The sequence below is a fragment of the Marinobacter sp. CP1 genome (assembly GCF_001266795.1).
Classification (GTDB): domain Bacteria; phylum Pseudomonadota; class Gammaproteobacteria; order Pseudomonadales; family Oleiphilaceae; genus Marinobacter; species Marinobacter flavimaris.
In genome coordinates this window covers 2,340,791-2,352,876 of record NZ_CP011929.1, presented here as the reverse complement: position 1 = coordinate 2,352,876, position 12,086 = coordinate 2,340,791, and the positions used below count along the sequence as shown (strand labels likewise).

The following is a 12,086-nucleotide window of genomic DNA, read 5'->3' as shown; positions in this document are numbered from 1 at the left end:
TCCGGCAGTGTATCAATATCAAACCGGCGTTGCTCCGGCCTACTCTCCTGACCTTTTTGGTGATTTCCTTTGACAGATGTGTCGCTGTTACAGATTCTTCTGGCCAACCTTGCCATTCTTGCCGGAGCCTGCCTGCAAGGCGTGGCCGGCTATGGCATTGGCACACTGGCCGCGCCATTGCTATTCCTGATCAGCCCGGTGTTAGTGCCCGGCCCCCTGATTCTGAATGCCACTCTGCTCACTGTATTCATGCTGATCCGCAATCGCGGCGCATTGCAGGTCAGGGAAGTGCGTTTTGCCATCGGTGGCGGCGTTGCAGGGGCAGTCCTGGCAGCACTGACGTTGCTGGTAATTTCGACCAAAGGCTTCGAACTGACCTTCGGCATTCTTATCCTTGCCGGCGTAGCGCTCAGTGTTGGCGGTCTCAAGCCGGCGCTCAACGCAAGGAACAGCGTGCTGGCCGGAGCCGCTTCCACCTATATGGGCACGATTACCGCCGTGGGTGGACCGCCAATTGCGCTGATTTACCAGAATGAAAAGGGACCGTTGGTCAGGGCCAACATGTCGGCCTTCTTCCTGGCTGCCAGCGTGCTGAGCCTGTCAGGCCTGCTCGCCTCTGGCTACCTGGGAACCCGAGAGCTTTTCCTGTTCGCCGTTACTTTTCCTGGAGTATTCCTGGGCTTCTGGCTGTCAGGCAAGCTGGTTCACCGTATGCCCTTCGAGGGGCTTCGCCCGGTGATTCTAGGTATCGCTGCCATCGCCGGAACGGCGGCGCTGATTCGCGGGCTGATCTCACTCTAGGAATCGGCCCAGAGGCGCACGCGAAATCGGTTTTTCTTCCACAGCAAAGCCAGCCAGAGCGCGTGAGCATTGATCAGGAACGCCAGAATCCACTCGAATGCATCGTCCTTGCGGCTGTAGAACTCGGGCGCCACGCCATTCAGGATGACTGAAAGAATGCCTACCGCCAGAACAAGCTGGCAAAGATTCAGCAGCCTCATGCCCGTGTTCTTCCACAACGGATGGCTGCGCAATCCGGAACTGACCAGCAGCTCACAGATGAACGTGAGCGAGAAATACAGAACCACGCCAATACGGCGGATCAGGTTGAAGCCGTCCCCGGCGTGTCCCAGAGCCAGGGTATAGGCGCCGAGCGAGACGCTGGCCACCAGGCCCAGCCAGGGAATCCAGGCGACCCCCGACGAATGGACGCCGAGCTGGCGCAGCCACCGGCCGTTTAGCCACCAGAACAGAATGCCCAGCAGGGCCGCGGGCAGCATGGTACCTTTAAAGATGAAGTAGGAGGTGCCGTGACGACCAGTCCGGCTGATGCTGGTGCAGCTGTCCCAGTAGGGATTGCATAGCTCCACATGCCCTTCCAGCACTGAAACTGTAAACGTGATATGGATGGTTAACAGCGGGATAAGAGCCGCAGCCAGTGCAAGCCACCAGAGATGGAAAAAGCGGTGATCCGACATGACGGACGATTCCCGTTCAAGTATCGAAAAGCGAATGTCGACTGTGCTTCAGGCGCTTGACCCGCGCATGATAAGCGAACACTATTTGACCAGATTTTGCAATTCAGCCTCCGCTTTTATGTTCTTCTTCCGTCAAAATGGCAGCAGCGGGTGATAGGATCTAGTCATGAATAAAAGCCATCAGGAAATTGTCGAAACCCAATTAGACGTCGCCGAACTTGCGATCGGCATGCATGTGGTTCGGCTGGACCGCCCTTGGGAGGAGACCGATTTTCTGATTCAGGGCTTTGTGATCAAAGACCAGTCAGACATTGAGGCGCTACGCGCTCAATGCGGGTTTGTTTTCATTGAGGGACGGGTTCAGAAAACGAATACCGTTCATGAGGGAACCAACCGCAATCAGAAACCATCAGGATTGCGCCGGCTTTTCAAGCGCAAATCAGCATCAGAACCGGCACCCCAAAAACCTTCCGTACCTCGTAAGCGAGTCACCTACATCAATAAGGTCGACGCTGGCACTGAGATGGCTACGGCCAGGATCCGATTCGAGGACGCGCAAGAGACCGCCAAAGCGATCATGTCAGGATTGCGGGTCGGTCGCACCCTGGACATCAACAATGCGCGCAAAGTCGTCAAAGGATGCGTTGAAAGCGTGCTTAGAAACGAGAACGCACTGATGCTACTTACCAAGATCAAGCATCAGGACGCGTATACGGCCGAGCACTGCATCAACGTCTCGATTCTTTGCGCAGCGTTTGGAAAACATCTCGGTTTGTTACAGGGCGAAATCGAGACCCTTGCGCTCTGCGGTCTGTTGCACGATGTTGGCAAAACAAAAATCCCGGACGAAATCCTGAACAAACCGGGCGCTCTGACTCCGAAAGAGTTTGAGTTGATGAGGCACCACACGACTCACGGCAGAACGATTCTCATGGGCACCAGCCATTCGCTCAACACCGCGGTCGATGTTGCGTTCAGTCATCATGAAAGGATGGATGGCTCAGGCTACCCCAGAGGCCTCGAAGCACATCAAATTCCCTACTTTGCAAAGATCGTGGGCCTTGTCGACACCTACGACGCCATTACCAGTGACCGTGTCTATGATAAAGGCAGGGCGTCCATGCAGGCGCTGGATATCATCCACAAACACCGGGGTACCCAGTTTGACGCCGAACTTGCGGATGAGTTTATCCAACTCATCGGCATCTACCCGCCGGGCTCCATCGTGGAAATGATCAACGGAGAGGTGGGCATCGTTGTGGAGAGCCGGCCGGAGCATAAACTCAAGCCTTGCGTTCTGCTGGTCAGGGAGTCTGACAAAAGCGTGATGACACCTTACCGAACGGTCGATCTGAAGGTCAGCTCGGAGGATGCCGCAGGCGAAATCTATCGAATCGCCCGCGAGGTTCCGGACGGTACCCACAACATCGTACTTCAGGAGTTTGTAGATCAGGGGCTGATCGTAACCAGACCAAGAGCGCCCGCCGAGCAGCCCTGAAACCCAACCAACCTCTCTCAGCCTGGCCGTTTTGTTACCGCCATGGTCAGCCGCGAAACACAGGTAGTTTTCCCCTCTTCGTTCTCCAGAAGGATTTCCCAGACCTGAGTCGCACTACCAATGTGAATAGGCCTGGCTGTGCCATACACCCAGCCCTTGGTAACCGGGCGGATGTGATTGGCGTTGATATCCAGTCCAACAGCGACAGTTTTCGGGTTTTTCAGGCAGCAATTGGCCGCCATACTGCCAAGGGTTTCCGCCAGCAGCACCGATGCGCCGCCATGCAGAATGCCAAAAGGCTGTACGGTGCGTTCATCAACAGGCATACGGCCTTTGACATAGTCGTCGCCAATTTCAAGGTACTCGATACCCATGTAGCTGACCGCGGTGTTTTCGCTGGATTTTGCCAGGTGTTCAAGGTTCGGGGTTCTGGTCCAGATTGCCATAGGGGACTGGTCTCGATGTTGTTTGAAACGGATTAGAAGCAAGGTACCAGTTTATACAGATAGGATGCGAACTACCAAGCCCTCCGCTTTCGATCACCGATTGCTTGCTCAATCAACTTCTCGAACTCCAGCGCTGGGAGCGGGCGGCTGAAATGGTAGCCCTGGAAACGGTTGCACCCCATGCCAACAAGGCGTTCCAGTTGCCCTTTGGTTTCCACACCTTCGGCCACTGCTGACAGTTTGAGCGCAGAGGCCAAGGCCAGGATGGTCTCTGCGATAGCCGCATCATTAGGATCATCCAGGATGTCTCGCACAAACCCCTGATCAATTTTCAACTCATCCAGAGATAGGCGCTTCAAGTAGCCGAGGGACGAGTAACCCGTGCCGAAATCATCGAGGGAGATCCGTATTCCCATGCTTCTCAGGGTTCGAAGTGTTTCCTCCACCAACTCGAGATCGTAGGCAAGAGCGCTTTCGGTGATTTCTACTTTCAGGTTTCTTGGGGAGGCACCGGTTTTTCTCAGCAGTGCCATCACCGTCGAGCAGAACGAAGGCAGGTGAAACTGCCTTGCACTCACGTTGATCGAGACCTGGAGCTGCGACAACGCACCGCCTCGCTTCTTCCAGCTGGCCACCCGGGAGAAAACATCCTCCAGCACCCAGTAGCCGACCGATTCAATGAGGCCGGTTTCCTCGGCCAGAGGAATGAACTCGGCGGGAGAAACCATACCGCGCCCCGGACAGTGCCAGCGAAGCAATGCCTCAGCACCAACAGGATCACCTTTTTCGTTAACCATGACCTGATAGTGGACTGCCAGCTGCTTCCTCCGTATCGCCATCCTGAGGTCCGACTCAAGAGCCAGCCGCTCAGATACTTTCTTCTGCATCATGGAGTCGTAGAAGCGGATGCAATTGCGGCCGTCCTCCTTGGCCCGAAACATGGCCATATCGGCCTGGCTCAGAAGCTCTTCAAGGGACGTTTCGTGATCGTAAAACAGTGTGATGCCGATGCTTGGAGTGCCCGTATATTCTATGCCGTTGAGATTATAGGGCTCGTTGAGGGCATCGCGGATTTTCTCGCAGACTTTCTCAACCTTGGCAGCAGCATCGGCCGGCTCGGCGGGAAATCCCTTCAGAATGAGAACAAACTCGTCCCCACCGAGCCGGGCAACGGTATCCCAGTCCCGGACCGTGTTTTTCAACCTCTCCCCCACTTGGACCAGAAGCTCATCGCCGGTCAGATGACCCGCGGAATCATTGATATTCTTGAAGTTGTCAAGATCAATAAATACCAGAGCACCATGATTATGATCCCGATTGCTCCCGGTTAACGCCTGCGCCAGGCGATCCCTGAGCAGGCGCCGGTTTGGCAGGCCGGTCAGTGGGTCGTAAAAGGCGAGCTTCTCGATTTCGGATTCCGATTGCTTACGGTCCGTAACATCGAAAAAATAGCCGTGCCAGGTCATGCTGTCGTCCGCTAATCGGGCTGGCACCGACCTGGCTTCCACCCAGGCCATCGTGCCATCGCATTTGTAGGCTCGAAAGTCGGTTTCAAAGGGGGTCATGCGCTGGCGAGACTCATTAACCTTTTCAAAAAAGGATGGCTTGTCTTCATCCTCGATCAGGTCGAGCAGAGGCTGGGCATCGACACCAAGCAGATCAGCCGCAAACCCGAAAAGATTTTCAACTTTCTCGCTGATGAAAGGAAAAGTTACATGTCCGTCGGGATACATCCTGAACTGGAAGATAACGCCCGGGAACTGGTCGGAATAACGATAAAGGCTATTCTCGAACCTGACGTTCCGGCCTGCCAGTATCTGTCTGTGAACAGATGCCCCCAAAACCTCACCAACCTGAAGCACGAACTCTTCTGTTTCTGAATCCAACACTCGAGACTGGTCAAGATAATCGAAACCCAGGATGCCCCGGACCTGACCTTCCAGCCTCAAACCAACCAGCACGAGACTGCGGATACTCTCCCGCTGGAACTCCAATTTCTCCTCTTCCGCATCAGGGGGCAGTTCTTGGACTTCGGGGATGACAAGCATCGATAGGGTTTGCAACTGATCCATTAGCCAGGGAAAACGGGCCATCGGTACGTTCTGAACTGCATCTCTCTGGGGTATAACGCCACTTCTGCAGGCTTCATGCGTGATGGAAATGGTCTGGGTAGCTTCGTCGAACATGATCAAATAGGAGCGATCAGCATCAAGCCGATCTCCAAGCTCAGCGATGAAGCTATGGATGCTGCCATCAAGCTCGTCGACAGTGGATCTCGACAGGCCAAGAGATAGCCTGTAAACGAACTCACGTTGATCTTGGGTCACTGCCTTCACCATCGCCATGGACTCCTTCCCAGCAATTCTTCCTGTTTGTTTTCTACCTGCTCGGAGTGTCTCTCTCAAGTTACGACAGGCGCCACATTAAAGTTCACGCCCATCTGAAAGAGACCTCCACTTAACCTGCTCCTGTGTAAAGGTCTTTATACCGCCGGATTAACTCATCGACCCGGCCAGTATTCACAAGCTCGTATAGGCTCTCCGCAATACGCTCCCTTAGCTCAAAGGAGTTACAAGGAGAGGCTTTGGAAAAAGTAAAGAACAGGCCCTCACGACTCACCGGGGGCGACAGGGAAACGAATTGATCAGCAATGCCCAGATATTCGAGTTTTACCCCGCCCTGCAACACTTCATAGAGGACATAATCCACCCGGTCAACCAGCGCCATCTGGAAGGATTGCTCAATCGACCTGACTCCCTCAATGAGGAGATTTTCTTCTGCATACCGGTCGAAATTCTGGCCAAAACTGTTGTTGATCAGTGTGCTGCCCCGCTTACCCATCAGGTCTGGCCAGTGGCGATAGACAAACTCCCGGCCTTTGGGGACCCAGACAGCGGTCGGCAGGTGCGTTATTGGCGGCAGCAAATAGTCCATATAGCCAATGCGTTCCGAGGTAATGAACGCGCCCGCCACCATGTCGATATCGCCCTGGCGTGCCATGCGCTGGACCCGGGCCCAAGAGCCTATGTCCCTCACTTCCACATTCACGCCCAATGGCTCCGTAATTTCCTTGAGCAAAGCAGGCACCGCGCCAATCAGATAGCCCGGGCGCTGCTGGTCGCGCCAGAGCAGGGGCGGATACTCCGGATTCCCGCTCACGATGTGCGTATTGCAGGAAGGGTCTGGCAATGCGTGAACCGGGGCCAGAAACACGGAAGCCACTGCGAATACAAGCGACCTACCGACAACAGAAGTAAATGACTTATTCAACTCTGACAAGACCCTCTTTGTGCCAGCCCAGACGGCCAGTTTCAACAACCTGGCGACGAATTCCCGGCACCGGCCGGATCATGAAAAGATCGCCGTTTCGGCCCACCATGGCACGGGGTACACCAGTTGCTTTGGCAATGTCAGCGTGCGCTTCCATGTGTTCAGCCTCACCATGGACCGGAATGGCAATGGCAGGCTTTACCCACTTATACATTAACTCCAGTTCTTCCTGCGCGGGATGACCTGAAGCATGAATTGGCAAATCAGCATCCTCGGCGGTGATTACCCTGACCCCCAACTCTTTCAATCTGGCCACCAGCGCCTCGATGGATTCCTCGTTGCCGGGGATGGCGCGAGCGCTGAAGATTACCGTGTCGCCCGCCTCCAGCTCAAAATCCGGATGGGTACCAGAGGCCAGTCTGCGCAGAGCCGTTCGCGGCTCGCCCTGACTGCCCGTGGCCACAGCCAGTACTTCGTCGCGCGGGAGGTACCCCAGATGTGCCGGATTGATCAAGTGGTCAGCCGAATCCCACAGCCCTGCAGCCCTGGCGGCGCCACTCATGTTGATCAAAGAGCGTCCCAATAAACCCATATAACGGCCGGTTTCCCTGGCGATTGAGGCCAGAGTATGTAATCGGGCGATATTACTGCCAAAACAGGTCACTACAACGCGGCCCTCGGCAGAGCGGATCGCCCTGAGCAATCCTTCATGCAAGGCCGCCTCGGACACCGAGTGACCCGAGACTGTGGCGTTGGTGGAGTCACATACCATGGCATTCACGCCCTCGTTTGCCAGATCGGTGAAGGTTTTTGGCGAATAGCCATGGCCCACCAGCGGCTGCTCATCCAGTTTCCAGTCTCCGCTGTGGAAGATGTTACCGGCGGTAGTTCGAATCATCAGGGCGTTAGGGTCCGGGATGGAGTGAGTCAGCGCCAGCCACTGCACGGTGAATGGCCCGATCTGTTTGCTCTGGCCGGTCTCCACTTCGATGATCGGCACACGGTGCAGCAGGTCAAACTCCGACAGCTTGCGACGCAGAATTTCGGCCGTGAACCGACTGGTGTATATCGGACACTGCAGCAGCGGCCAAAGGTAGGGTACAGCTCCGACATGATCTTCGTGGGCGTGGGTAATTACCAGGCCCGCCAACCGGTCACGGCGGTCAGCGATGAACGCAGGATCCGCCATTTGAACTGGCGGCTCTCCACGATGATGCACCGTGCCATCAGCAGCAATGCGACCAGGCTTCGGAAAGGTAACACCACAATCCACCATCAACCAGGCACCATCGTGGCCATAGAGGTTGAGGTTCATACCAATTTCACCGGTTCCACCCAAAGGCAGAAACCAGAGATCAGACTGTTCGGGAATCATTCAGCAACTCGGTCCATGTACTTCAACACCAGGTCCTCGTGTATGCCTTCCAGTTCAATCAGTTTCAGCGCCGCCCGAATGTCATCGGCATACTTCAGCACGGGAGAGTTCTTCGCAACAGCAATGTAAGAGCGCTCTCCCGGCACAAAGAACGGTGAAACCTTAACATCCAGCCCCAACTCTTCGACCGTGTATAAACCCACGAGCTCTGGGGCGATCACGACATCTACCCGACCTTTCTGCATCATCAGCATCAGGTTTTCGTAACGGGGCGCAGGCTCCTTGAGAAGTCTGTCATCACTATCAAAACGGGAGAAATACGACGCCCCTTCCAAAGTGCCAATGGCTCGTCCATACAGATCAGCGTAGCGCTCAATGCGATTTTCTGCGTTAAGGTAAAAAAACAATCGCCGCTCCGGAGGAAATGCCGGCGCCACGAACTCCATGAGTTCGGTCCGTCCGGCGGTCTCCAGGGGCCCCAGCATGACATCTACCTCACCCTGCTGCACCATTCTCAAGACCCGCCGGAAAGGCGCCTCACGATAATGCACTTTCCAGCCCAGTCGATCAGAAATTTCCTGGAAGATATCTACATAGAGGCCCGTTGGCCTCCCACCCTGGATAATCCGATAGGGGGGCGCATGATTGGCCCCCACGGTTACGGTCAGCGCTTCGACGGTTTCTGTGCCCTGCTGGGCCGAAACAGGAAACACTAACGCCATCAGCACGGCGGTGAAGAGCACTCGCATTCCAGTCGTCCTTGCTTGTGAGGTTTTCAGATCCTTATGAGGTCTGGCCAACTGTCTCCAGTATAGACGGTTCAAGATCCGGGATAGTCGGATTTACGTACTGACGGTTGAATTCTGTCACTGATGGCACAACTTCAATATCACAGCAATCACGAAGCGCCATTCATTCGTCAATGAAAAGGACGGACACCATGAAGATTCTGATGATTCTCACCTCACACGACCAGATGGGCGACACCGGCCACAAGACCGGCTTCTGGCTCGAAGAATTCACCGCCCCTTACTACGTGTTCCGGGATGCCGGCGCAGACATCACCATTGCGTCACCGAAGGGTGGCCAGCCGCCAGTTGATCCCAACAGTGAGAGCGAGGAAGCGCTGACCGAGACCACGCGTCGGTTCCAGCAGGATGCCCACGCCAAGGAATCCCTCGCCAGCACTAAAAAGCTGAGCGACGTGGACATGAATGAATACGACGCGATTTTCTATCCAGGTGGCCACGGCCCGCTCTGGGATCTGGTTAACGACGACAAGTCCATTGCCCTGATCAAGACGGCCTACGAGCAGGACAAGGTGATCGGTGCAGTTTGCCACGCACCCGCCGTGTTCAAAAACGTGGAAGTGAAACCGGGCCAGAACATCGTTGGCGGCCGGGAAGTAACGGGCTTCACCAACAGCGAGGAAGAGGCGGTTGGCCTTAGCGGCGTAGTGCCTTTCCTGCTGGAGGACATGCTGAAGGAAAACACCGCCACCTACACCCGCGGTGACGACTGGGCACCGCACATCGTGGTGGACGGCAAGCTGATTACCGGGCAAAACCCGGCCTCTTCCGAGGGGGCAGCGAAGGCCGTTGTGCAGGCTCTTCAAGAGGCCTGATCCGGCAGTAACTGCAGGATGAATCCAGGGCCAGATGAATCTCATCTGGCCTTCTTTTTTGCTCCCAGCTTACTCCCCTGCGTGACTAATCAACTCGCCCGGAGCGCCCAGCTCCAGCAATTGACGAATGTGATCAGGTATCGCCACCTTGCCCATCACCGAAGGCTGAATCAGCACATAGGTGACGTCCGCATCGGCAATAAATCCGTCATCCCCATACCGGAAAAACTCCAGATGCAGGGTAAATGAGGTGTTTCCGATTCGCCCGGCGCGAATGCGGGTTTCCAGAACATCGTCAAACTTCGCCGGAGCCTTCCAGTTCACCGTCAGGCTCACCACCTGGATATCCAGGTCCTGATCCAGCAGGTGCTGATAATCGCCAAACAGGGTGCGAATGTATTCGTTGACAGCAATATCAACGAAATCCGCATAACGTGCGTTGAACACCACGCCCTGGGCATCGCATTCACCATAGCGAACCCGGAAGCGAAAACGGAAAGGCAACTCACCAGCCATGACGCGCTCCGATTAAAGTTCAGTTACTGTCGCCAACAGCTTCTCATATCTGTGCTAACGTTTTGAGGAATATCTCAAAAAAGCTGGCCATCGCTATGAGCAACCCCAAGCACACCCTTTTCTGGATGACGCTGTTCCTCGGCGTGGTCGTCATCGTCGGCGCCCTGATCCACAAGCCCCTGATTTCGGCCTTTATGGCCAACTGGGTTTTCAATCTGCTGATTCTCGGGGTTCTGATCATCGGCATCGCCCTCACCTACCGGCAGGTGTTCGTGCTGTTTCCGGAACTGAAGTGGATCGCTCAGTTCAGAACCGGACACGCCGGCCTTTCGGTGGTTCAGGAGCCCAAGTTGCTGAAGCCGCTGGCAAGACAGCTCGGCGAGGATGCAACCAAGGACCGGTTCACACTGTCTACCCTTTCCCTTCGAACCGTGCTCGATGGTATCCACTCCCGCATGGACGAACAGCGGGAAATCACGCGCTATTTCATCAGCCTGCTGGTCTTCCTCGGCCTGCTGGGTACTTTCTGGGGCCTGCTGGGCACCATCAACTCGGTCGGCCAGGTCATCACCGGACTGGATATGAGCCAGGAAGACTTCGGCAAGGTGTTTGCGGAGCTTCAGGAAGGCCTGCTTACGCCGCTTGAGGGCATGGGCACCGCGTTCAGTTCCTCTCTGCTGGGATTGGGCGGCTCACTGATACTGGGCTTCCTGGATATCCAGGCCGGCCATGCCCAGAACCGCTTTTATGACGGCCTCGAGGAGTGGCTGACCGGTGTGACCAACCTCGTGGACCGGATAGACGACGAGAAAGACCTGTCATGATCGGTTCCAGGCGCCGAAGCCGAAGCACCACCAACGTCTGGCCGGGATATGTGGATGCCCTTTCGGCCTTGTTGATGCTGGTCATATTCATGCTGCTGGTCTACGTGGTCAGCCAGCTCTACCTCTCCCAGACACTCTCTGACCGGGATACCCAGCTCGCCCGACTCAATGCCCAGTTGAACGAGCTCTCGGAATTGCTCGGCCTGGAAGAAAATAGAAGCGAGGCACTGGAAAATCAGTTAACCAGCCTTCAGGACCGGAACAGCAGCCTGGTCGGTCAGCTGGAATCCACCCGTGAACAACTGATGCGGCAAACCGCCATGGCCGATGCGCAATCGGAGCGACTGGCCAGCATGGAAGAGTCGATTGACGAGAAAGACGATGTATCGGCCAGCCAGCAGGCGATGATCCTGAGGCTGTCGAATCAGATAGCCTCCTTGCGAGAGCAACTCAGGCAGATTGCCTCGGCGCTGGAGCTCCAGGAACAGATGACCGCCGACAAGGAGCAGGAACTGGAACAGGTCAGCCGACGGCTGAATACTCTGCTGGCCGAGCGCGTCAATCAGCTCGAACAGTATCAGTCCGAGTTCTTTGCCCGGCTGCGGGATATTCTGGCCGGCAACGAAAATGTCCGGATCGTCGGCGACCGTTTCTTGCTGCCGTCCGAACTTTTGTTTGCTTCCGCCTCGGCGGAACTGGGCGAGGAAGGCCGGCAGGAGCTCGACAAGCTTGCCAAACTACTGCTGGATGTTTCCGCCAAGATTCCCGAGGACGTAGACTGGATCCTGAGGATTGATGGTCATACCGATGTCATACCTATCAATACCCCGAGATTCCCCTCGAACTGGGAGCTGTCCACCGCCCGTGCCGTGGCAGTCGTGCGCTACCTTGCAGCGCAGGGTGTACCGGAACGGCGCATGGCGGCGGCTGGATTTGGCGAGTTCTTCCCGGTAGCGGAAGGCACCTCTCCGGAGGCGTTGCAGAGAAACCGGAGGATTGAGCTGAAGCTCACGGATCGTTGATCGGGCGCAGCATAGTACTGCGCCCGATCAGTC

The 12,086-nt window shown here is 55.8% G+C and carries 12 protein-coding genes; 5 read left to right on the top strand and 7 right to left on the bottom strand.

Annotated features, from left to right (window positions below; genetic code table 11):
- Nucleotides 1–78 precede the first annotated feature (78 nt).
- Nucleotides 79–801 carry a sulfite exporter TauE/SafE family protein gene (locus ACP86_RS10825; protein WP_014579169.1) on the top strand — a complete coding sequence of 241 codons (723 nt, stop codon included), beginning with the start codon at nucleotides 79–81 and terminating at the stop codon, nucleotides 799–801.
- Here the strand turns inward: ACP86_RS10825 and ACP86_RS10820 are convergent.
- A complete protein-coding gene (locus ACP86_RS10820) occupies nucleotides 798–1,478 on the bottom strand; it encodes a hypothetical protein (RefSeq protein ID WP_053113767.1) in 681 nt (226 codons plus the stop codon). The genes ACP86_RS10825 and ACP86_RS10820 overlap by 4 nt on opposite strands.
- A 166-nt stretch (nucleotides 1,479–1,644) precedes the next feature.
- Here ACP86_RS10820 and ACP86_RS10815 point away from each other — a divergent pair, with 166 nt between their 5' ends.
- Nucleotides 1,645–2,976, top strand: a complete 1,332-nt coding sequence (locus ACP86_RS10815) for an HD-GYP domain-containing protein (protein ID WP_053113765.1) — start codon at nucleotides 1,645–1,647, stop codon at nucleotides 2,974–2,976.
- Between the two features lie 17 nt (nucleotides 2,977–2,993).
- Here ACP86_RS10815 and ACP86_RS10810 read toward each other — a convergent pair whose 3' ends face one another.
- From ACP86_RS10810 to ACP86_RS10790, 5 genes are all read right to left on the bottom strand, one after another.
- Nucleotides 2,994–3,422: a hotdog fold thioesterase gene (locus ACP86_RS10810; RefSeq protein ID WP_008177177.1), complete on the bottom strand. Its 429-nt coding sequence runs from the start codon at nucleotides 3,420–3,422 to the stop codon at nucleotides 2,994–2,996.
- 71 nt (nucleotides 3,423–3,493) lie between these two features.
- Nucleotides 3,494–5,767: a putative bifunctional diguanylate cyclase/phosphodiesterase gene (locus ACP86_RS10805; protein ID WP_227497893.1), complete on the bottom strand. Its 2,274-nt coding sequence runs from the start codon at nucleotides 5,765–5,767 to the stop codon at nucleotides 3,494–3,496.
- Between the two features lie 112 nt (nucleotides 5,768–5,879).
- A complete protein-coding gene (locus ACP86_RS10800) occupies nucleotides 5,880–6,635 on the bottom strand; it encodes a substrate-binding periplasmic protein (protein ID WP_008177172.1) in 756 nt (251 codons plus the stop codon).
- Nucleotides 6,636–6,684: 49 nt separating this feature from the next.
- On the bottom strand, nucleotides 6,685–8,067 hold the full coding sequence (locus tag ACP86_RS10795; RefSeq protein WP_053113763.1) for a ribonuclease J: 1,383 nt from the start codon (nucleotides 8,065–8,067) through the stop codon (nucleotides 6,685–6,687).
- The gene (locus tag ACP86_RS10790) at nucleotides 8,064–8,816 is read right to left on the bottom strand and encodes a substrate-binding periplasmic protein (RefSeq protein WP_053113761.1); all 753 of its coding nucleotides are present in this window, start codon (nucleotides 8,814–8,816) and stop codon (nucleotides 8,064–8,066) included. Before ACP86_RS10790 ends, ACP86_RS10795 begins: the two co-directional genes overlap by 4 nt.
- Nucleotides 8,817–9,007: 191 nt before the next feature.
- Between ACP86_RS10790 and ACP86_RS10785 the strand changes: the two genes are divergently transcribed.
- Nucleotides 9,008–9,691, top strand: a complete 684-nt coding sequence (locus ACP86_RS10785; RefSeq protein ID WP_053113759.1) for a type 1 glutamine amidotransferase domain-containing protein — start codon at nucleotides 9,008–9,010, stop codon at nucleotides 9,689–9,691.
- Nucleotides 9,692–9,760: 69 nt separating this feature from the next.
- On the opposite strand, the gene ACP86_RS10780 is transcribed toward ACP86_RS10785, so the two are convergent.
- Nucleotides 9,761–10,207, bottom strand: a complete 447-nt coding sequence (locus ACP86_RS10780; RefSeq protein ID WP_053113757.1) for an acyl-CoA thioesterase — start codon at nucleotides 10,205–10,207, stop codon at nucleotides 9,761–9,763.
- Nucleotides 10,208–10,302: 95 nt separating this feature from the next.
- Between ACP86_RS10780 and ACP86_RS10775 the strand changes: the two genes are divergently transcribed.
- Both ACP86_RS10775 and ACP86_RS10770 read left to right on the top strand, forming a co-directional pair.
- The gene (locus tag ACP86_RS10775) at nucleotides 10,303–11,031 is read left to right on the top strand and encodes a MotA/TolQ/ExbB proton channel family protein (RefSeq protein WP_014579156.1); all 729 of its coding nucleotides are present in this window, start codon (nucleotides 10,303–10,305) and stop codon (nucleotides 11,029–11,031) included.
- Nucleotides 11,028–12,053, top strand: a complete 1,026-nt coding sequence (locus ACP86_RS10770; RefSeq protein ID WP_053113755.1) for a peptidoglycan -binding protein — start codon at nucleotides 11,028–11,030, stop codon at nucleotides 12,051–12,053. Before ACP86_RS10775 ends, ACP86_RS10770 begins: the two co-directional genes overlap by 4 nt.
- The last annotated feature ends 33 nt before the right edge of the window (nucleotides 12,054–12,086 follow it).

Bases quoted from the DNA above. Each gene is read 5' to 3' on its own strand.
- ACP86_RS10780 (WP_053113757.1), bottom strand. From the start codon at position 10,207: ATGGCTGGTGAGTTGCCTTTCCGTTTTCGCTTCCGGGTTCGCTATGGT.
- ACP86_RS10820 (WP_053113767.1), bottom strand. From the start codon at position 1,478: ATGTCGGATCACCGCTTTTTCCATCTCTGGTGGCTTGCACTGGCTGCG.
- ACP86_RS10790 (WP_053113761.1), bottom strand. From the start codon at position 8,816: ATGCGAGTGCTCTTCACCGCCGTGCTGATGGCGTTAGTGTTTCCTGTT.
- ACP86_RS10795 (WP_053113763.1), bottom strand. From the start codon at position 8,067: ATGATTCCCGAACAGTCTGATCTCTGGTTTCTGCCTTTGGGTGGAACC.
- ACP86_RS10775 (WP_014579156.1), top strand. From the start codon at position 10,303: ATGAGCAACCCCAAGCACACCCTTTTCTGGATGACGCTGTTCCTCGGC.
- ACP86_RS10815 (WP_053113765.1), top strand. From the start codon at position 1,645: ATGAATAAAAGCCATCAGGAAATTGTCGAAACCCAATTAGACGTCGCC.
- ACP86_RS10770 (WP_053113755.1), top strand. From the start codon at position 11,028: ATGATCGGTTCCAGGCGCCGAAGCCGAAGCACCACCAACGTCTGGCCG.
- ACP86_RS10810 (WP_008177177.1), bottom strand. From the start codon at position 3,422: ATGGCAATCTGGACCAGAACCCCGAACCTTGAACACCTGGCAAAATCC.
- ACP86_RS10805 (WP_227497893.1), bottom strand. From the start codon at position 5,767: ATGGCGATGGTGAAGGCAGTGACCCAAGATCAACGTGAGTTCGTTTAC.
- ACP86_RS10785 (WP_053113759.1), top strand. From the start codon at position 9,008: ATGAAGATTCTGATGATTCTCACCTCACACGACCAGATGGGCGACACC.